At 37.6% G+C, this 21,540-nt stretch carries 12 protein-coding genes; all 12 read left to right on the forward strand.

The features are described 5' to 3' along the window. Nucleotides 1–1,022, forward strand: a 1,022-nt coding sequence (locus ACQR30_RS03550; RefSeq protein WP_429731348.1) for an alpha-L-arabinofuranosidase C-terminal domain-containing protein, incomplete at its 5' end; no start/stop codon positions are given. A gap of 653 nt (nucleotides 1,023–1,675) precedes the next feature. Next, nucleotides 1,676–2,698, forward strand: coding sequence for a LacI family DNA-binding transcriptional regulator (locus ACQR30_RS03555; protein ID WP_429731350.1), 1,023 nt, complete (start codon nucleotides 1,676–1,678; stop codon nucleotides 2,696–2,698). A 17-nt stretch (nucleotides 2,699–2,715) separates the two neighbouring features. Then, nucleotides 2,716–3,603: an ROK family protein gene (locus tag ACQR30_RS03560; protein WP_429731353.1), complete on the forward strand. Its 888-nt coding sequence runs from the start codon at nucleotides 2,716–2,718 to the stop codon at nucleotides 3,601–3,603. A gap of 10 nt (nucleotides 3,604–3,613) precedes the next feature. Next, nucleotides 3,614–5,317: a glycoside hydrolase family 43 protein gene (locus tag ACQR30_RS03565; RefSeq protein WP_429731356.1), complete on the forward strand. Its 1,704-nt coding sequence runs from the start codon at nucleotides 3,614–3,616 to the stop codon at nucleotides 5,315–5,317. 9 nt (nucleotides 5,318–5,326) lie between these two features. Then, nucleotides 5,327–7,333 (forward strand): alginate lyase family protein, encoded by a 2,007-nt coding sequence (locus ACQR30_RS03570; RefSeq protein WP_429731359.1) that lies wholly within the window; start codon nucleotides 5,327–5,329, stop codon nucleotides 7,331–7,333. Nucleotides 7,334–7,629: 296 nt separating this feature from the next. After that, nucleotides 7,630–8,601 (forward strand): family 43 glycosylhydrolase, encoded by a 972-nt coding sequence (locus ACQR30_RS03575; RefSeq protein WP_429731362.1) that lies wholly within the window; start codon nucleotides 7,630–7,632, stop codon nucleotides 8,599–8,601. A 244-nt stretch (nucleotides 8,602–8,845) separates the two neighbouring features. Beyond that, a complete protein-coding gene (locus tag ACQR30_RS03580) occupies nucleotides 8,846–10,486 on the forward strand; it encodes a glycoside hydrolase family 43 protein (protein WP_429731366.1) in 1,641 nt (546 codons plus the stop codon). A 155-nt stretch (nucleotides 10,487–10,641) separates the two neighbouring features. After that, nucleotides 10,642–12,081: a family 43 glycosylhydrolase gene (locus tag ACQR30_RS03585; RefSeq protein WP_429731368.1), complete on the forward strand. Its 1,440-nt coding sequence runs from the start codon at nucleotides 10,642–10,644 to the stop codon at nucleotides 12,079–12,081. A gap of 523 nt (nucleotides 12,082–12,604) precedes the next feature. Beyond that, nucleotides 12,605–14,518, forward strand: a complete 1,914-nt coding sequence (locus tag ACQR30_RS03590) for a glycoside hydrolase family 97 catalytic domain-containing protein (RefSeq protein ID WP_429731371.1) — start codon at nucleotides 12,605–12,607, stop codon at nucleotides 14,516–14,518. A gap of 376 nt (nucleotides 14,519–14,894) precedes the next feature. After that, nucleotides 14,895–18,137: a SusC/RagA family TonB-linked outer membrane protein gene (locus ACQR30_RS03595; protein ID WP_429731374.1), complete on the forward strand. Its 3,243-nt coding sequence runs from the start codon at nucleotides 14,895–14,897 to the stop codon at nucleotides 18,135–18,137. Between the two features lie 18 nt (nucleotides 18,138–18,155). After that, entirely contained in the window at nucleotides 18,156–19,940 is a 1,785-nt protein-coding gene (locus ACQR30_RS03600) for a RagB/SusD family nutrient uptake outer membrane protein (RefSeq protein WP_429731378.1), read from the forward strand. A 55-nt stretch (nucleotides 19,941–19,995) separates the two neighbouring features. Beyond that, nucleotides 19,996–21,507 (forward strand): DUF4979 domain-containing protein, encoded by a 1,512-nt coding sequence (locus tag ACQR30_RS03605; protein WP_429731381.1) that lies wholly within the window; start codon nucleotides 19,996–19,998, stop codon nucleotides 21,505–21,507. The last annotated feature ends 33 nt before the right edge of the window (nucleotides 21,508–21,540 follow it).

Here is a 21,540-nt window from a genome sequence, read left to right on the forward strand (position 1 = left end):
ATGCTTTAAACGAGATTGAATATGTAATGGGTGATACAACCACTTATTGGGGCGCAAAACGTGCTGCTGACGGGCATCCTGCACCGTTCAAATTGAAATATATTGAAGTGGGTAATGAAGATTGGTTTGACAGGTCCAATAGTTATGAAGGTAGGTTTAATCAATTTAGAAAAGCTATTGAAGCAAAATATCCACAACTTACATGCATCTCTACTTTAGATAGTAAACAATTTGACAGAAGCAAAGTTACGCCGGAAGCGAGTCCTGCTGTCGTAGATGAGCATTATTATCGCAATTCATGGGATATGTGGGCTAATGCTTCACAATTTGATAATTACGATCGTAAAGGCCCGAAAATTTTTGTGGGAGAATGGGCTACAAGAGAAGGGGTTCCTACTACAAATCTGAATGCTGCGCTTGGAGATGCTGCCTGGATGACTGGTATGGAACGTAATTCGGATTTAGTAATTATGTCTTGTTATGCACCTTTGTTTGTCAATGTAAGCAAAGATTCTACAACAGGAAAGAAAGCCTGGCAATGGGATTCTGATCTGATTGGCTATGATGCACTGAATAGTTATGGATCTCCTTCCTATTATGTACAAAAATTATTCAGCCACTATCTGGGTAATAAAATTGTACCGGTAACAGCTACGAATATTCCGGAACAAAATGAACCACTTAACAAAAAGGAGAAGGCAGAAGGTAAAGCTCCTAAACAGGTTCCCACTATATTTTATTCTGCTACCTTAAATGACACAACAGGAATACTCTATCTTAAAATAGTGAATACAATTGCAAAAAAGCAAGCTATAAAAATTAATTTGAGCGGTATAGCTAAAATTTCTTCTGATGCTACGCTGATGGTTGTTAAGGGAGATAAACCCGACGCGACAAACAGCGTTACCGATCCTAATAATATCATTCCGATTACTGAAAATATTAAAGGCATAAAACCTACGTTTTCGAGAAATTTAGATCCTTATTCAGTAAGTATTTTTGAATTGAGGACGATTAAATAGTATGGTGAATGGAACATTTTTATTTCATTAGTGTCCGCTAAAATGAGTACTTATACTCAAGGGTATATTTGTTTGGTAAGAGATCCAAATTTAATTATTTTAGGGTGGTTTTTTACCACCTGTATTTTTCTAATTTTTTTTACCTGACACTAATGAAATAATATATATAAGGTATCGCTCATGCCGAGAGTTTCTGCGCAGTCTAAATAGAATTTCACATTTTCGTCTTAGCAATTACCCATATGCTATCCGTCAATATGATTAGTTAATCGCCATACGCCAATGTAGTGAACCAACTACTGAGGTCGTCAGAATCTAGTGCGCACTAAATTGAAAACTTCAACAATACACGGGGGCAAAAGTTCCGTAGCTCCCTTACGGAAAATAAAAAAAAGGAATACCCCTTACTAGGAAAATACGATCAGGTTGATCCAAAATGAGCGTTAAAATGAAATGGGTCGTACCCGAATCTTAGTAGCTGGTAGCGTTGTGTATTTCGCGAAAGATATATTATGGCAAACGGTTGCCTAGTTTATTAATTACAAAAATGTAAAAAATCGAAATTTTACCAATAACTTTAGTCGAAATTTTAATTTAACCGATTAAGTTAAATATATCATTTAACGATATATTTAATTCCATAATATAGTATAATGGAAAAAAAAGTTTCGATTTATGACATTGCAAAGGATATGGGTGTATCTACAGCAACTGTTTCGTTTGTACTTAATGGAAAAGCAAAAGAAAAGGGAATTACTGAAGCTGTTGAAAAGAAAATAAAAAAGCATGCAGATAAAGTAGGTTATCACCCTAATTTATTGGCAAAGAGTTTAAGAACGGGCAAAAGCGGTGTAATCGGAATGTTAGTTGAAGGCATTGCTGATCCTTTTTTTGCAAGTATTTGTGGGAGCGTTGAGGAATTGGCAAATGAAAAAGGATTTAAAGTTTTTTTTGCAAGCACAGAGAATAATACGGAAAAGGCAAAGGCTTTAATCAGGTCTTTTAGAGAATTTCAAGTAGACGGATTTATCATTGCACCGTCGCCTGGTATCGAATCAGAAATTCAATCGTTGCTAGATGCCCAAATACCATTGGTACTTTTTGACCGTTTTTTTCCGGAACTGCCCACCACCAATGTTGTTATTGATAATGAAAATGGTGTTAAGCAATTAATGAATCATTTTATCGGTAATAATTGGAAACATATTGGGTTTGTTACATTGGAATCAGAGCAAATTCAAATGAATAATCGTTTGAAAGGTTACCGGGAGTCAATCCATGAAAATAATTTGGAGGAATCTGTTTTGAAGGTTCCTTTTGTTGTAAAAAAGGAAAAGTTATTCGATCAGATTAAGACATATTTACAGGAAAATGAACATTTGGATGCAGTGCTATTTGCCACCAACTATTTAGCCGTAAATGGAATTGCTGCCTTAAAAGAATTGGATTTTAAAGTACCGGAAAAGATTGCTGTCGCGTCATTTGATGACAATACAAATTTTGCTTTATTCTCTCCATCTATTAGTGTGACAGCCCAACCAGTACAAGATATTGCTGAACAGGTCGTAAAACTGTTAATGGAAAAGATGTTGCCAAAACATAAAAATACCCATATGACCCTAGTGCTTTCTACAGAATTAATTATTCGGCAATCGACGAAGAGAATTAAATTATAACGCGTATAAACATCCATATGAACAATGAAAATTTAGTGGTTGGGATTGATATTGGCGGATCGCATATTACTGCCGCAATAATAGATTTAAATAATCGGTTGATGGTCGGCGATCTGCTTATTCGACGAAAAGTGGATTGTCATGCGCCAGCAGAAGAAATAATTACTATCTGGATAGATACCATAAAAGAACTTTTGTCGAATTTTAATGAAAAGGTTTTCAGAATCGGTTTTGCTATGCCGGGCCCTTTTCTTTATGATGCCGGGATATCTAAAATAAGAGGATTTGATAAATATGAAGCGTTATATGATTTAAACATAAGAAATATAATAGCCGAAAGGTTGGGGCTTCAGGCCAGTGATATTCTTTTTCGAAATGATGCAGAAGCATTCCTGGATGGAGAAATCTTCTGTGGGGCGGCTAAAGGGTGCAGAGATGTTATTGGAATAACTTTAGGGACGGGTTTGGGGTCGGCCGTTTCTCATCATTGTTTAACGAAAGATGCCGAATTAAGTGTTCTTGATTTTAATGGAGAGATAATTGAAGAGTCAGTTTCCACCAGGGGTTTACTTCGTAACTACTTCAATTTAACCGGAAAAATGCTTAAAGACGCAAAGGATGTGGCTAATCTATTTTTATCGGATGATAATGCTGTAAAATCATTTGAGAAATTTGGTGATGATTTAGCTTGGTTCCTAAGAAAATTTATACAGCAGGAAAATCCTGAGATATTAGTTATTGGCGGAAACATAATACAGTCTTGGGATTTGTTTATGGATAGGGTACTCCAGAATTTAACTACTGTCTTGAGCCAGGTACCTAGGATAGTAAAAGCATCGTTGGGGGAGAATGCTGCATTAATAGGCGGAGCATGCAAGCATGAAGAAAAGCTATCAGCCGCCTAAAATATCATGGATGTGTTTTGCCAAATTTTTTCAAACGAAAGAGATGTATTTTTTTATCGAAAAATTAAATTTCAAATCAGCCCTGTGGGCTTTTATTGCCCTAGTGCCTTTTTGGCTAAATAATGCAAAGGGACAAGAAGTTTATCACTCGAAAGTTTGGTCGCCTGACTTAGGAAATGGTTATTATAAAAACCCAATCATCTTTGCCGATTACTCCGACCCAGATGCTATAAGGGTAGGCGATGATTATTACCTAGTAGCTTCCAGCTTTGATGCCATTCCGGGTCTCCCCATTTTACATTCAAAAGACTTAATTAACTGGTCTATCGTTTCGCATGCGCTTTTAAAGCAGCCTCCATATGATGTTTTTGATAAGCCCCAACATGGCAATGGTGCTTGGGCTCCATCCATACGGTACCACAACAAAGAATTTTACATCTATTATCCGGATCCAGATTTTGGTATTTATATGGTAAAGTCAAAATCAATTAAGGGAACTTGGAGTAAACCTTTGCTGGTAGAAAAGGGTAAAGGAATAATTGACCCATGCCCTTTTTGGGATGATAATGGCAAGGCGTATTTGGTACATGCTTTTGCAGGAAGTAGGGCGGGCATAAAAAGTATTTTGGTAATACAAGAAATGAATAAGGAAGGTACGAGAATTATAAATGACGGGCAGATCGTATATGATGGCCATCAACACGACCCTACTGTTGAAGGCCCTAAGTTATATAAAAGAAATGGATATTACTACATTTTTGCACCAGCGGGGGGCGTCCCGACCGGATGGCAATTAGTGCTCCGATCGAAAAATATTTATGGACCCTATCAAAGAAGAATAGTAATGGATCAGGGATCAACAAATATTAATGGCCCTCATCAGGGTGCCTGGGTTACAACGCAAACAGGTGAGAATTGGTTTATTCATTTTCAAGATAGAGGCATTTATGGAAGGGTTACTTGTTTGGAGCCAATGAACTGGATTAAAGACTGGCCAGTAATAGGCGTAGATAAAGATGGTGATGGCAAAGGCGAACCAGTCGAAACCTTTAAAAAACCGAATGTTGGTAAATTGTACCCGGTTAATAACCCGCAGGAATCAGACGAGTTTAATAGTAGTAAACTAGGCATTCAATGGCAATGGCAAGCCAATGCTAAACCCTACTGGTATTTTATGGATAGTGCTATGGGTTGTATAAGATTGTATTCTTTTCAAAACACAGATAGTTCTTCAGTCAATAATCTTTGGAATACACCCAACCTTTTATTGCAAAAGTTTCCGGCTGAATCTTTTCAGATTGACACCAAAGTTACTTTTCATCCGAATCCAGATATACAAAATGAGAAAGCTGGTATTGTAATTATGGGCATGAGTTATGCTGATTTAGCTATCCAAAGTAAAACAGGTGGAAATTATCTGGTTTATACAACTTGTATAAATGCAGTTGATAATTTGCCGGAAAAAGAAAAGGAAATAAAGAAGCTGAATAACAATACTATTTACTTAAGGGTTAAGGTATTTAAAGGGGGAACTTGCAGTTTTGGCTATAGTGAAGACGGTAGTAAATTTCAATATCTACCTGAAAAATTCCAAGCTGTTTTAGGTAAATGGATTGGTGCTAAGATGGGGCTTTTCTGTACCAGAGACAGTAAAATCAACGATTCCGGATATATGGATGTTGATTATTTTAGGATAAATAAGTTGTCAAATTAAAAGAATTGGATGATGAAGAAATTTAATTTAAAATTTTTATTAGGAGCTGGATTACTGTTTTTTTTTACAAGCATTTCCGCCCAAGATTTTGTACATCCTGGATTATTGGTCAGCAATGAAAGTATTTCCCGCATACAACAACAATTAAAATTGAAACAACATCCCACCTACGATGATTTTCTATTGTTTAAAAATAACCCTGAATCGCAAGCTAATTATAAAATGAAAGGCCCATTGGCAATGGTAGGAAGAAATCCTACAATAGGACAGGGTATTTATGATGCCGATGCCAATGCTGCATTTCAAAACGCCCTAATGTGGGTACTGACAAATAAACGGGAATATGCTGATAAAGCTATTGAGATAGTGAACGCCTGGTCAAAAACCTTAAAATCGATCACTGGTAAAGATGCAGTGCTTATGGCGGGACTTGGCCCTTTTAAAATGGTAAATGCTGCGGAATTGTTGCGGTATTCAAATGCCGGTTGGAAGCAAAATGATATTGCCATAACGGAGATGCATTTTGAACAAGTTATTTATCCTGTTCTAAAGGACTTTGCACCATTTGCTAATGGTAATTGGGATGGCGCCGCTGAAAAAACGATGATGGCCATTGGAATTTTCTGTAACAATCAGAGAATCTATAATCGAGCCGTATGTTATTATGAAGACGGGTTAGGAGATGGTAGTATTTTGCATTATATTTATTCAGATGGACAATGTCAAGAAAGCGGACGCGATCAACAACATACGCAATTGGGATTGGCTCATTTGGCCGACTGTTGCGAAATGGCATGGAACCAAGGATTGGATCTATATGGGTTTGCAAATAATAGATTACTGAAAGGTTTTGAATATACCGCAAAGTACAATCTTGGAGATTCTGTAAATTATACTGCGACACTGGATAGAACCGGAAAGTACTTCCACCCTTTTATCTCAGAGAAAGGAAGAGGAAATTTTAGAGCGGTTTATGCGGAGGTCTATAACCACTATCATATTTTAAAAAAGATGTCAACTCCATATACCGGATTAGCTTCCAAAAAAATTGAACCTGAAGGGCAAGGACTTCCAGGTGCGGATCATATAGGCTTTGGAAATTTATTGTATACGAGATTTGAAAATGACAGGAATGAAAATGAATCATTATCCAAGCTCGCTAAGCCGATGGGCGTGATTGCTAAGGGTTATAATAATGAAGTCAACTTGCTCTGGGTGAAAGTAAGGGGTGCTCAAAATTATTCCATTGAGCGATCGGATAAAACGACAGGAGGCTTCGTATCGATAGCTAATAATATTCGTCAGGCATCCTTCGTAGATAGAAATGTATCAAAAGGGAAGTTATATTATTATCGGATTAATGCAATCAATCCAAAAGTACAATCAGAATTCTCCACTCCTGTAATAGCCTCTGCGGGATTACCGGAAGGTTGGGGTAATAGTGCTTTGAATCAAAATGATCTTTTCAGCAATACTTATTTTGATGGAAGTACAATGACAATCAATACCTACGGAAACGGATTAATGCACAAGGTATTTCATGGCCGTTTTATTCATAAAGCCATAAAAGGAAATAGTACCATTACAATTAAATATGTTCCGCAATTAAGCTCTCAATTTACTTCTTTCGGATTAATGTATAAGGCTTTAAGGAATGCTGGTCAAAGTGTGATGTTAATCTTGCAACCTGTTTCTACAAATGATATAGAACAACCTAATTGGCAAATTCGCTTTATTAACAGCAATGCAGATCAGGTTCAAGACTCAGTAATTCTAAATGGAGATAGTGATGTTGTTACTTATGGAAGATTGACTGGTAGCGTCTGGATAAAACTAGAAAAAAAGGAAAATGATTTTATAGGATTTTATTCAAAGGATGGTGTCACCTGGATCAAGATTGGTGTTACCAAAAATAATTTAATGGGAGAGACTGAAGCTGGGATTATAAGTGGTTCGGGCAAAAATAAGATGCAGACTACTATTAAATTAGAAAATATTTCTATTGCTAAAAATTAAAATCTTTGAGACTGACATTTGGTGATGTGCCCTGTTATCGCATTGAGTTTATTTAAAATCGGAATGTCACAACAACTGAAAATTTATTCCGGTAAATGAAAATATCAATGATTGAGGTAAAGATTTTGTAGGGGCGATCCCTCCTTATTCAATTTCTTATAGTCCATTAACAAGTGATGGTTGCTTAAAATTGTCTGGTTTTGTGTATTGATAATGAAAAATAAAATCACATAACTCAGTTTTATCCCTTTCCGAAGTGAAACGCAAATTGCAGAATGATTACTAAATTTAATTTTATGATTAAAAGCATGTTCCCTAAATGTGTTCTTCTGGTGTTAGTTCTAATAGCTTGCACAACCGGCTATTGTCAAAAGAATATATCCTTAAAACAAAATTTCAAAAATCCTTTAGTCCCTGGTTATTTTGCAGACCCTTCTATTTTACACGCAAATGGTAAATACTACATATATGCGACAATCGATCCCTGGGGCGGCGATAGTATTGCATGTTTTGTATCGAATAATTTGAAAAATTGGAAAAGAGTAGCGTTGAATTGGCCAACGAAGCAGCAATGTACTAGCCCAGAATCGAACGCCAATAAGGTATGGGCTCCAAGTGTTGTTTATGGTTCAGATAAAAGGTTTCACATGTTTGTCTCTGTTGGAAGCGAAATTTATGCAGGCGTAAGTAATCGCCCGGAAGGTCCCTGGAGAAATGTCGTCGCAGGCGGCGGCCCATTTGTGCATACCCAAAAAAGCATTGGTGTACATACGATCGATGCAGAAGCATTTGTTGATAATAATGGTAAATCTTATTTATACTGGGGATCGGGACTTGATTGGAAAAATGGTCATTGTTATGCGGCAGCGCTAAACAATTCTATGGATGCGTTCATTACTCAACCAAAAGATATTACACCTCCTCATTATTTCGAAGCACCTTATATGCTAAAATACAATAACAAATATTATCTGATGTATTCAGACGGTAAATGCACCGATACTTCCTATAAAGTACGGTACTCTATAGGCGATACGCTGTTTGGGCCTTGGAAGGAAGGTGTAAATAGTCCTATACTTTCAACCAATATGCAAAAGCATATTTGGGGACCCGGACACCACACTATTTTAATGTTAAATGGCAAATATTACATCATTTATCACCGTATTGCTAATCTGAAAAATAAAGATCTGCTTAGACAATTATGTATAGATAGATTGACTTTTGATCAGAAGGGTAACATTCATAAAGTCGATGCAACTCATTAAAGAAGTGATCATTCATTACAACCAAATTTAGATTGGTTAATCAACAATAATTCTAAATAAATTTTCAAAATAGAGAATTATTACCTGAATAAAAAAACGAGAAATAATTCCGCTGTTATGCTTACGCCCATTTTATTTCTTGGCACAATCGAGTAAAAAGAGAGGGACAATATTGAATTTTAATCGAGAACAGCCATTTTTGATATCTGAGATAATTCATGAATTAAACGCATGATTTTATAATATGATTAAACAGCTAAAAGTAAGATATTTAATAGCCTGTGCAAATTTAATATTGTTGTGTTTTTGTGCGCACAATAGTGTTAATGCACAAAGATTTAAGGGAAATGCAAAATGGGGGGATAAAGGTGACGGGACTTATGTTAATCCTGTTCTTCCGGCAGATTACAGCGACATTGATGCCATCAGAGTGGGTGACGATTATTATGCGATATCTTCTACTATGCAATTTTCGCCTGGTATGGTGGTCCTTCATTCTAAAGATCTCGTAAACTGGGAAATTATCGGACATGTGGTGGATGATCTATCACGTATAAGTTCAAATCTAAACTGGGACCGGATGAATTGTTATGGTAGAGGCATTTGGGCGGGTTCAATAAGGTATTATAAAAATAAATTTTGGGTGTATTTTGGAACGCCTGATGATGGTTTTTTTATGAGTTGCGCCGCTAACCCCGCAGGGCCTTGGGGACCTCTTCACCAGTTGTGGAAGGTAAAAGGATGGGACGATTGCTGTTCATTTTGTGATGATGATGGCCAACTATATTTTATTGCCACCAATTTTGGCTTTGATCCCAAAACCGATAAAAAATATAATGTACATTTATTCAAAATGACCAATGATGGAAGAAGCCTGATCATGGAATCAGATTCCATCATACATCAATCCAATGGAAGTGAAGCCAATAAGCTATATAAAATCAATGGACTTTATTACCATTGTTTTAGTGAGGTGAAACCAGAGGGGCGTGTGATCATGATGGAACGGTCCAAAAATATTTACGGCCCCTGGGAAATCAGGCAATTAAACCATGTAAGTAAGCTACTTGATAGAGAGCCAAACCAGGGTGGACTAGTCAGTACACCCACTGGTAAATGGTATTTCTTGACCCATCATGGTAGCGGAGATTGGGAAGGGCGTCCTGCTAGTCTTTTGCCTGTTAACTGGATAAATGGGTGGCCGATTATCGGCAACGTAGGTGTTGATGGCATTGGTAATATGGTTTGGACCGGAAGAAAACCAATATCCTATAAAAGAAAGCTTTATATCCAAACCAGTGATGAGTTCAGTACCAGCCGACTAGGTGTTCAATGGGAATGGAACTATCAACCTCGGCCAGACAAATGGTCTTTAATAGAGCACAAGGGTTTTCTTCGGCTTTACGCCTTTATGCCCATTCATTCAAATAATAATAAAAAGGACATTATACTTCGGGCTGGAAATACCATCACACAACGCAGTATGCGTACATCTTCCAATGTGGCAACTGTAAAAATAGACATTACGCACATGGCTGATGGTCAATTTGCAGGAGTAACACATTTTTCCACCAATACCAATAGTCTATTTGGAATCAGGCAGGAAAATGGAATTCGGACTTTGGTGTATGACGACAATGGAGAGGAAATTTTAGGGGCGCGGGTTGATAGCCACTTTGTCTGGCTTCAATCAATATGGGATGCCAATGGAACTAGCCATTATTCTTTTAGTACCGATAATAAATTCTTTCAAGTTTTCGGCAGTAGTTATCAGTTGACCTGGGGTGACTATCGGGGGGATCGCATAGGAATTTTCAATTTCAATAGTCAAAGGGATAAGGGGTATGTGGATATTGATTGGTTCCGGTACGATTATAAAAAATGAAATTGAAGTGTTTATTACGATACATGATGTCATCGAGTTGTCACTTTGAGATTTGGAGTTTTTGCTTTCAAAATACAGATGTTTTCTACAAGCGATAGGCGAAAAAATCCTGAAGCAAATTGCAGGATGATCATAATTAAAAATAACTGGAAAAAATGAAAGGAATTATCAATGCCTTACTTCTTTCGATAGCGTTTTTCAACTTAATAAAAAAAGCGTTCTTAAGCTGTTTTTTATTACTATGTGTTCTTGTGGTAGAAGCGCAAAAGGAAAATCCATTCGGCCATCCACTGATCCCTGATATGATTGCAGATGCCAGTATTCAGGAAATTAATGGCACTTTTTACTGTTATGCAACAACGGATGGATATGGCCATGGTTTAGCGACCTCCGGACCACCGGTAGTATGGAAATCAAAAGACTTTGTCCACTGGAATTTTCACGGATTTTATTTCCCCTCGGCAGTAGGACATAAATATTGGGCACCGAGCAAAGCAATTGCAGCGAATGGCAAGTATTATATATATCCAACAGTGGATGGGTTTATTTATCCTGCAGTGTCAGATTCGCCTAGTGGACCTTTTAAACTGGCAAAAGGTGCTGATACTTTTTCTGCCTCTTTAACTTCGGCAACTTTATTAAAGTCCAAAGGTTCCAAAGGTCCTGCCGGTATAGATGCTGAAATTTTTATTGATGATAACCATCAGGCTTATGTTTTTTGGCAGAATAGGTTTGCGGCTAAACTGAACCCTGATATGATTTCTTTAGACAGATCCTCACTGATTAAAATTTCTACAAAGCGGGCCGGTTATTCTGAAGGTCCCATTTTTTTTAAGCGAAAAGGTACCTACTATTACCTATACACACTTGGGGGCGATGAAAAATATCAATATGCGTATGTAATGAGCAAAATATCGCCGTTAGGGCCGTACAACTTTCCTGAGAATGATATTATTGCTAGCACTAACTATAGGCGCAAGATCTTTGGCCCCGGGCATGGAAGTGTTTTTAACCTGCCGGGCACTGATGATTACTTTTTTGCCTATTTGGAATTTGGTCGAGGAAGTACCAACCGACAAACTTATGTAAACATGTTGAAATTTAATGAAGACGGAACGATTCGGCCAGTTGATTTGACAATGACCGGTGTAGGTGCCCTACGAGAGATGCCATATCGAAAAGAAATTAAGGTCCTCGACTCAAAAGCATCGAGTGTTCGTCCTGATTTGAATATTAAACCAAATCAAGATTCTTTATTTAGAAGAATAGAATCCTTTCCATCGCAGTTTGCTTTTGATGGTGCAAATGGATCGAGATGGATGGCTAACTCAGAGGATCCCTCTCCATGGATTGTAGCAGATTTGGGCAAGTCAAAAAATATTAAGCGTAGTGAAGTGTATTTTGTTCGGCCCACTGCAGGACATAAATATTTACTAGAGTATTCTACTGACAACAAAACGTGGAAGTCATGCGGCGAACATTTTGAAGTTATAATCCAATCGCCACAAACAGACAATTTGAATATAAAAGCCCGCTATTTAAGAGTAAGAATATTAAAGGGTATTCCAGGAATTTGGGAGTGGAATATTTATTAACTCAAATTACGCATTAAAATAAAAGGCTTATTTTAATGGTTTTACAGTTCTACTGCATAGCATCAGGAACAAAGATATCTGGTAACTGGATATAGTTTATGCTGATAAAAGATTGCGCTCTGGTTTGGAATGGTTTTTTTAGGGGCAATTATTGGACAAAATGGCCGGTGGTGCTAAATGCTTATTACTTGTACTTGTTTTCACAATCGCACAATGTTTGTAAAGTAACTAACCCTGTAGAAATCTTATTTCCTGTGGTTTGTGGGGATCAACTGCTTTATTCAGTGATATGACAGCTTACATAATATAAAAAAGAATAATATTTTAAATTTAATTATTAATGCAGGAAAATCAAAAAACCGAATACGGGAATATTGAAATTAGGAAGTATGCACAGGATAGGTTTTAATTGATTCTTTTGTTCTTAAAAAAGGACAACTAATTGGTCAATCTTGCTCAGATTGTTTTAGATTTTATCATTTTATTAATATTTAATCGATTAATTTTTTAAACCTCTATTTTAATGAAAAATATTTCGCTTTTTAACAGGCTATTGTTGTGTTGCCTTTGTTTTTTCTCTTTGGGTAAGCTAAAGGCAAATCATGATACAGATATTGAAAAATATTCCATTCAGTCTCCAGATAAGCAATTGTCCTTTCAATTCTATCAGAAGCAAAATGAGAATGGGAAACGCACAATGTATTATCGGGTTAAATATAATAATGTGACCGTCATTGAGCCTTCCATTATGGATATTAGAATGGACAACCATCTTTCTGAAGAAGCGATGGCACTTAAAGTTGATAACCACAAAGATTGGTGTGAAAATCTTAAAATAATTGGTGTTGAAAAAGCTTCCTTTGATACGAGTTGGAAGCCTATTTGTGGGGAAGAAGATTTAATTAGAAATCATTACAACTCACTTATCATTCGTTTAGTAAAAGATGATAACCCAATCTACTTAATGGACATAGAAATCCGTGCATATAATCAAGGTATAGCATTTAGATATTTCTTTCCCGAAAATAGTAAAGGAACCTATTATAATATTACTGAAGAAAATACAGAATTTACTTTACCCGAAAATACAAGAGCATGGGTAGCAAGGTGGGCGCAAGCTCCTTATCAGCTATTACCTCTGAAAAATTGGGCGGACGAAAGTGAAAGACCCTTAACCTTGCAATTGACAGATGGATTATATATGTGTCTAACAGAGGCAGCTATGACAAATTATGCACGTACAAAATTTAAGCTTAGTAGCAATAAACCAAATACCATTGTTACTTCGATGGATGGGGCTGCGCAATTGATTTCCCCGGTTGCGACCCCCTGGCGCGTAATAATGGTTGCAGAAAAACCTGGAAAACTTATTGAAAATAATAGCCTGATTCTCAATCTAAATCCTCCAAATAAAATCAAAAACACTATTTGGATTAAGCCTGGCAAGATGATAAGGGTTATGACACAAACTACAGCGGAGGCTAAAAAATATATTGATTTTGCTGCTCAGCAAGGGCTCCAATATATTCTTTTCGATTGGAAATGGTATGGGCCTGCATTTTCTTTTAACTCTGATGCAACGAAAGTTGTGGCCCCTTTGAATATGCCTGAAATTATTAAATATGGTAAATCAAAAGGGATTGGCGTATGGCTTTATGTAAACCAACAAGCACTATTAGCTCAATCCGATACATTATTTAATGTTTATAAAAACTGGGGTGTTAAAGGTGTCAAATTCGGCTTTGTTCAAAACGGTTCTCATAGATGGACCACGTGGATAGAAAAGGCTATTCAACAAGCGGCAAAAAATGATATTATGGTTGATATTCATGATGATTGGCGTCCAACCGGGGAGCAACGTACATGGCCGAATTTGATGACCGCCGAAGGCATCAGAGGAAACGAGGAAATGCCGGATGCCACACACAATACTATATTGCCATTTACAAGATTTATAGCGGGCCCTGCAGATTATACAATATGTTATTTTGATAAAAGAATAAAAACGACCCATGCGCATCAGTTGGCCTTGGGTGTTATTTACTACAGCCCTATACAAACATTGTATTGGTATGATGATCCCTCCATGTATCATGGAGAATCCGAATTGCAATTTTGGAAACAAATGCCGACTACCTGGGATGAAACAAGGATTATTGCGGAGGAACCTGGGAAATTCATTATTACTGCTAGAAGAAAAGGCAAAAAATGGTTCATCGGAGCTATAACGAATGATAGCGCAAGAGTTATAAAAATTCCTCTGACTTTTTTGCCGGACTATAAAAAATATAATGCGACCATTTATAGTGATAATAAAGAAATTAGCTCATTAACGCAAGTACAGATATCTACGTTGCAGGTTGATAAAAAAGACGTATTGAGCTTTGCATTACAAGCATCCGGTGGGATGACGATGACCATTAATACTGACTTGTAAATAACTTTCTTAAAATTTTTTCATTTACCGAACTCTCCTTTCAAATTTCAAATTTGTGCAACCGGTTGCCTAGATATTTTCATTAACAATTGTATTGTTAACAAATATTTTATTTAATTTTATTTTTCATTTAACCGATTAAGTAAAATGACTTCTTTCGTTAAAGAAATTAGCTTTTTAGAGAGGATTGTTGCTGCTATTGATATTTTTTGGAAATGATTGTTAAATGAATGTAGTATTTAGATTTTTTAGACTTGCAAAATATGAATTACAAAATGATTAATTATTCCCATACAGATGTATTTAATAGTAGTTAAATATAAAATCAAATAGTTAGGAATGTATTTAAGGTGTTTAACCGTTTTAACTCAAAAAAATGAAATTAGATTTAATTAAAACCAAAGTGGATAGAATCCCAATTCGTTTTCAAAAAAACGCTGCTTGTATGTTAAAGAAAAAAGGTGTTATGTCTTTTGCGATGACCATATTATTTCTGTGTTTTATTTCAACCATTACAGCGCAAACTAAAACGACGGTCTCAGGACAAGTTACAGATGCAATAACACATAACCCAATGCAGGGAGTTTCTGTAACAATTGTAGGAACGAAAATCGCTGCTATCACTAATGATAATGGTAGATATCAACTAAATGTTGAGATGGGAAGCCAGCAACTAAAATTTGATTTTGTTGGTTATAAAACAAAGTATATAACATTAAAGAAAGGCCAAAATACTATTGATGTTCAGATAGAACAATCTTCGTCAGATTTAAATGATGTGGTAGTTGTAGGCTATGGAACACAAACGAAAGCCACATTAACAGGTGCTGTGGAGCAGGTATCTGCCAAGGTTTTTCAAAACAGATCAGTTACGAACGTTGGTTTGATGTTACAGGGGGAAACGCCGGGATTGGTGGTTACACGAAGCTCGCCTCGACCAGGCAATGAAGGCATTGCATTTCAGATTCGCGGATTTACATCGATTAACGGAGGTTCACCTCTCATTGTCGTTGATGGTGTTCCTGTTGTAAATTATTATTCGTTTCAGAATATGAACCCAGATGATATTGCGAATATCTCGGTGTTAAAAGATGGAGCTGCGGCCATTTATGGCTCCAGAGCGGCTAACGGAGTAATACTGGTTACTACAAAACGTGGCCTGGCCGGAAAGGTGAAGATAGAATACAATGGAAATTTCAGGTTCACCACCCCGGGTATAACTGCGTTTTCTCCCAGCATGCAGCAATATGCAACGATGTGGATTGATGCGAATGCGCAGGAAACTGTTCCAAACTGGTGGGGATGGGTTTCATTGAGTAATATGGAACAAATGCAAAAAGGTGTTCAGGGAATTTATAAAACCCAATATTGGGGGGATATTTTCATTGGCAATGCCAATAGGATACATGAAATGTTTCAACGTAGGTATTCTTCCCAGCATAATTTGAGTATTTCTAATAGTACCGGAAAGAGTGATTACAGATTATCTTTTCAATATGCTGATAATAAAGGAAACCTGGCAACGGCTTTAGATGGGCAAAAGCAATATAATGCAACATTCAATTATGATTATCATCTTTCAAGTAAAATCAAGCTTTCGACAAATATCATGTTCGTGGATGCCTTGACGCAATCCCCTTCTGTAGGATTGGATGCATCATTGTATGGGCAAGAAATGCCATTCTTCCCGGCCCAAAATCCCTTTGGTGAATGGTACGCAGATTATGGCACTGTAGGTGATAGAAATCCGGTTGCGGCTACCGCTGATGGTGGTAGGGATAATAAAAATTCCCTTACAAGCCGAATAGATTTAAAAGGTACATATCAGATTTATAAGGATTTGTCTTTCGAGGCACTTGCCTCCTTACAAAGTGAGAGGTATAATGAAGAAAGATGGGTGAACACTGTGCAAACCTTTGATTGGTTTGGCAATCCGGCAGCGACGACTATTACAGCTACTCAACAGACTACAGGTAATCCTGGTTATTCTACCAATGCATATACCTCTTTTTATCAGTATTATTCAGGATTGTTTCGATATAACAAGACAATTAACGGTGTGCACAATATTTCTGTGACTGCCGGTATCAATGCTGAAAAAAATTATAATCAGCAATTTGCTGCAGCGCGCGTAAATTTTACTGACCTTGGGGTTCACGATATTAGTGTGGCAGATCCTACAACAGAAACGAATAGCGGCTCCAAGGATGTAAGTGGGCTGTATTCTTATCTGGCAAGAGTAGATTACAATTATAAAGAAAAATATCTTGCCGAACTTTTGGGAAGAAGAGATGGGAATTCAAAATTTTCTGATGGTTATAAATTCAGAAATTTTGGTGGAGCATCAGTAGGTTGGGCATTTACGAAAGAAAACTTTTTAAGAGGAATTACCAATATACTTAATTTCGGCAAAATTAGAGCCAGCTATTCTTCCATGGGGAACGATGCAGGGATAGGCAATTTCGCTTATCTTACTACTATTAATCAAGGGTCAACAGTATTTGGCTATCCTTCCGTTTTGCAACCCGTCTCTTCCTTGAATAATTCGGGCTTGGTCACTTTGACCAATGTTTGGGAAAAGGTAGAACAGACTAATATAGGTACGGATTTATATTTTCTCCAAAATCGTTTGAACGCCACTTTCGATTATTTCATTAAGAATAATAACGATATGCTATCGAATATTACTGTTCCTTCTGTTTTAGGTGGAACCCCTCCGAAAACCAATAGTGGTTCGATGAGCACTAAAGGATGGGAAGTGACTAGTGGCTGGCAGGAAACGAAGAAAGATTATTCTTATAATTTCTCTGTCAATATGAGTAATACCAATAGTTTGGTTAAGAATGTAGAAGGATATGATAATTATGGAGCTGGTAAAAACCATATCGTAAACGGCTACCCTTTAAATTCTTGGTTTGTATATAAAACCGACGGCTATTTCAAAAATCAGGCAGATGTAGATGCCTACTATACAAAATACGGTAGTAGTTCGGATTTGTCAGCAATGCCACAAACCAATTCTGCCGTGGCATTAAGACCTGGTGATACAAAAAAGATACCTGGTCCTGCCGGCACAATTACTTCTGTTGGAAATGATCAAAGTGCTTTAGTGTATAAAGGAGATGGTAATCCTCACTATGTTTTTGGTATTAATTTGGGTGGTTCACTCAAAGGCTTTGATATAAGTGCTTTTTTTCAGGGTTGGCTAAAACAGCAGATAATGCGAAATGGCTGGATGGCATATCCTTTTGGTGCAATATACACCAATCAAAATCCTACATTCTTAGGAAAAACATGGACCGAACAAGATCCTACTGCTGAATTTCCCCGTTTGACCGTAAATGGAACCCGGGCAAAATGGAATTATGCCAATAACGATTTTATGTTGCAGAACAATCAGTATGTCCGCCTAAAATCTTTGGTTATTGGCTATACGCTTCCTGAAAGAATAACAAAACGAGCTAAAATTGATAAGGTTCGATTCTATTTTTCCGGGAATGACCTATGGGAGCTTAAAAGTGTAAAAGATGGTTTTGATCCGGAAATGGGTGAAACCTCTCAGAACGTAGGCTATCCTTTTTACAGAACGTGGTCTTTTGGTGTAAATGTTGGGTTCTAAATTAAAAAAAAATCTTGTATGAAACAGACAATATATAAATTCATTTTCGGCGGACTCTTATTAGGGATGGTTTCCTGTCAGAAGACATTTTTGGACCTTACACCGCCTAGCACAATTACGGATGCTGTTTATTTTAAAACGCCAAGTGATTTTAAGGCTTATACTTCTGGTTTCTATTCTCAATTAATGGGGTGGAAGTCGCCTTATGGCGGCAATAGTGTTTATAATTATATGGATATTACCTCCGATTTATCAACATCGTCAATATTCAGTTCGGATATAGGACATGGGACAATCGCTGCTTCAACAAGTGATAATCGTTGGAACAATAATTACTCTTTTATCAGGCAAACCAATATTGTACTGTCCAGAGCCCAATCATACACTGGTGCGGGAGATATTTCGCAATATGTAGGAGAAGCTTATTTTTTTAGGGCAAATGCATATTTCAATTTATTGAAATTTTATGGAGGTGTTCCTATTGTTTCTACCGTCTTAGATGTAAACTCCGGCGAATTGCAAGCTCCTCGTAATAGTCGTTATGATGTGGTTACCCAAATATTATCAGATCTAGATAGTGCTATTGTAAGGTTACCTATAGAACAAAACATTCCGGCAACAGACAAAGGGCGTATAAGCAAGTGGGCTGTCGAAGCATTCAAAGCTAAAGCCGAATTATATGAAGCTACATGGAGAAAATATAATGGCACTTCTACTGATTATCAGGGATCTGCCGGACCGGCCAGCGACCAAATCAAACCTTTCTTGGCGGATGCTGTGGCCATGTGTAAGGACGTAATGGATAACGGAGGTTATTCCCTTTGGAATTATAATAGCAATGCGACAATGGCTAATATGAGCTCATTATATTTATTCAATCTGGAAGATGCTGGTTCCAATCCCGCAGGCTTGACCAAAGCGAGTAATAGTGAATTTATATTGTATGGCACGTATGATTACACGTACCGGAAAGGTGGCATTAATTTGTCACATACAATGCAGCTAATGTCACCGAGCCGCAAATTTATGGATATGTGCCTGTGCACCGATGGTTTACCTCCTGATAAATCTCCTTTATTCCAAGGATATCATCATGCAGGAGATGAATTTAAAAATAGGGACCTTAGGTTATTGGCCTATGTAGATGGTACAACAACAACGCCGGCTGCTGGTTCTGTCAACTTGAATGTTGGTCTGTCAGGCTATGGAAATGCCAAATTTATAGCCTACAAATATGGGACTTACAGAACAGACAATCAGGAATCGCAAAACTATCCTATCATTCGTCTGGCAGAAGTGTATTTAACCTATGCAGAGGCATTATATGAATTGAATGGTGCGGTTACTGATGCACAGTTAGATGAATCAATTAATAAATTAAGAGATCGTGCAGGTGTTGCGCATTTAACCAATGCGCTGGCCACTACTTATGGTTTAAATATGCGAGATGAAATTCGAAGAGCGAGGGCTGTGGAGCTGTATCTTGAGGGAGACAGGTTTGATGATTTGAAACGTTGGGGTATTCTTGAATCCTCACTAAATCCTTCTCATTGCGGCATGGTAGTGGGCGGCTCCGGCTATGCTACTGATTTTAGAAATACCGACGGATCTAACACTTCCCTATATGCACCTAACACCTATGTTTGGGGCGAGGAAGCGGTACAGACTGCGGCAGGTACGCTTAAATGCGTAGTAATTGATAGTCACCAGAATCATACATTAGCTAAAAAGGATTATCTGTGGCCATTACCTACGGATCAATTGAGCTTAAATAAACATTTGATTCAGAATCCCGGGTATTGAGCTCTGTAAGTTAGAAATAAGTTCATTCGATCGTTGAAGAAATAAAAATATACAAATGAAAAAAATATTCAAAGTACCATTGATTTTATTGTCAATAATAACATATTTCTTAATGAGTGGCTGTGAAAAAGGCCCGCAATATGAGAAGTATACTTACCCTCCGCAAACAGCTACAGGCATAAGTGCCAGTAGCGGCTATCCTGGTTCATATATAACAATAACGGGTAAAAATTTTGACACCATACCGAAAGCCATTAGGGTATGGTTTGGGGGTGTGCCTGCAGATAGTATTATTAGTAGCAATGGCACGCAGATTGTTGTGAAAGTTCCAGCAAAAGCAATTTCCGGAAAAGTGAGTTTAAAGGTTTGGACCACACTAGACGATTCCATAGGTGTGTTTACTGTTATTCCGGCACCTATATACAGTTCGATAAGCACCAACCGTGCACAGGTTGGGGATACCGTTATTATTACCGGCACAAATTTCGGTACGGATGAATCGAAGGTTAAAGTATTTATTGGTAGTGCCAACGCTGGAATTATATCACTTTCTGATACGAGAATTCAATTTAAAGTTCCGGATGCTTCATCTGGTACTCTTGTTTTGATGTTTGGTACGTTTCAGGTTAAGGGTACAGCATTCTTTATCGGCGATGAAAAAATAACGGGACGCCTGATCGGTTTTTCAGGCTCGTATAAAAATAATCCTGCTACGACCATTGCGGCGGCTGTTGACAGTAATCTGAATACATATGCAGATGCTGCAACCCCAACCGGTTATGTAGGGTATGATTTCGGCTCCGGCAAAGGCGGTCACCTTACATTGTTCCGTTATGCCCCCCGCGCCGGTTATCCTGAACGTATGATCGGTGGTGAAATAAGAGGCGCAAATGATCCTACTCTTGATGATGCGGTGACGCTTTACACGATTACACAGCAACCTGATCCAGGGGTGTATACGAGCGTAGAAATTCCAACTACTGAAACATATCGTTATCTCTATTATTATTCACCGAGCGGAAACTGTGATATCGCTGAAATTGAATTCTATGGTCAAATTGAAGAAAAGCCGTTACCCGTTGGAAAATTGATTTATGAGTTTGAAGTCGACGGTGATAATGAAGGCTGGACGCCACAGCAAAGTGGAACTTGGACAGTTAGTAAAGGTGCTATGGACGTCACATTCGCCCCAACATCCGGAAAGAAGCGTGCAGATTTATCTCAGACTATCCTGCCTGTCACGGTGCAGACTGGTGCCTATCCTATAGTTGCTATTAAGTTTAATAAGCCCGCGACCTGTAATATAACTTTTGATACGAACCTCGGCTCTGTTGGGAATGGCAGTAACAAGTATAAAACAGATTTTATGAGTCAGGACGTTTATTATTGGGATCTGTCGACGCAGTCATTTGGTACTACTTTGCAAACTAACGAGCAGCTTTCACTTTCGACTTTCCAGTTCAAGATTGCGGACGTGCCACAAACAGACCCTGCTCTTGGATATACTGTGCAATGGATAAGAACATTTGCCAGCGTGCAGGACTTACAAGATTTTTTAAATAAATAATGATGTGCCGGATAAGCAACGTCTTATTCGGCA

The sequence above is a fragment of the Arachidicoccus sp. genome, assembly GCF_050436765.1.
Lineage (GTDB): Bacteria > Bacteroidota > Bacteroidia > Chitinophagales > Chitinophagaceae > Arachidicoccus.

Coding starts and splice junctions, on each gene's coding strand:
- ACQR30_RS03575 (WP_429731362.1), top strand. CDS start 7,630: ATGATTAAAAGCATGTTCCCTAAATGTGTTCTTCTGGTGTTAGTTCTA.
- ACQR30_RS03570 (WP_429731359.1), top strand. CDS start 5,327: ATGATGAAGAAATTTAATTTAAAATTTTTATTAGGAGCTGGATTACTG.
- ACQR30_RS03605 (WP_429731381.1), top strand. CDS start 19,996: ATGAAAAAAATATTCAAAGTACCATTGATTTTATTGTCAATAATAACA.
- ACQR30_RS03600 (WP_429731378.1), top strand. CDS start 18,156: ATGAAACAGACAATATATAAATTCATTTTCGGCGGACTCTTATTAGGG.
- ACQR30_RS03580 (WP_429731366.1), top strand. CDS start 8,846: ATGATTAAACAGCTAAAAGTAAGATATTTAATAGCCTGTGCAAATTTA.
- ACQR30_RS03590 (WP_429731371.1), top strand. CDS start 12,605: ATGAAAAATATTTCGCTTTTTAACAGGCTATTGTTGTGTTGCCTTTGT.
- ACQR30_RS03555 (WP_429731350.1), top strand. CDS start 1,676: ATGGAAAAAAAAGTTTCGATTTATGACATTGCAAAGGATATGGGTGTA.
- ACQR30_RS03565 (WP_429731356.1), top strand. CDS start 3,614: ATGTGTTTTGCCAAATTTTTTCAAACGAAAGAGATGTATTTTTTTATC.
- ACQR30_RS03595 (WP_429731374.1), top strand. CDS start 14,895: ATGAAATTAGATTTAATTAAAACCAAAGTGGATAGAATCCCAATTCGT.
- ACQR30_RS03560 (WP_429731353.1), top strand. CDS start 2,716: ATGAACAATGAAAATTTAGTGGTTGGGATTGATATTGGCGGATCGCAT.
- ACQR30_RS03585 (WP_429731368.1), top strand. CDS start 10,642: ATGAAAGGAATTATCAATGCCTTACTTCTTTCGATAGCGTTTTTCAAC.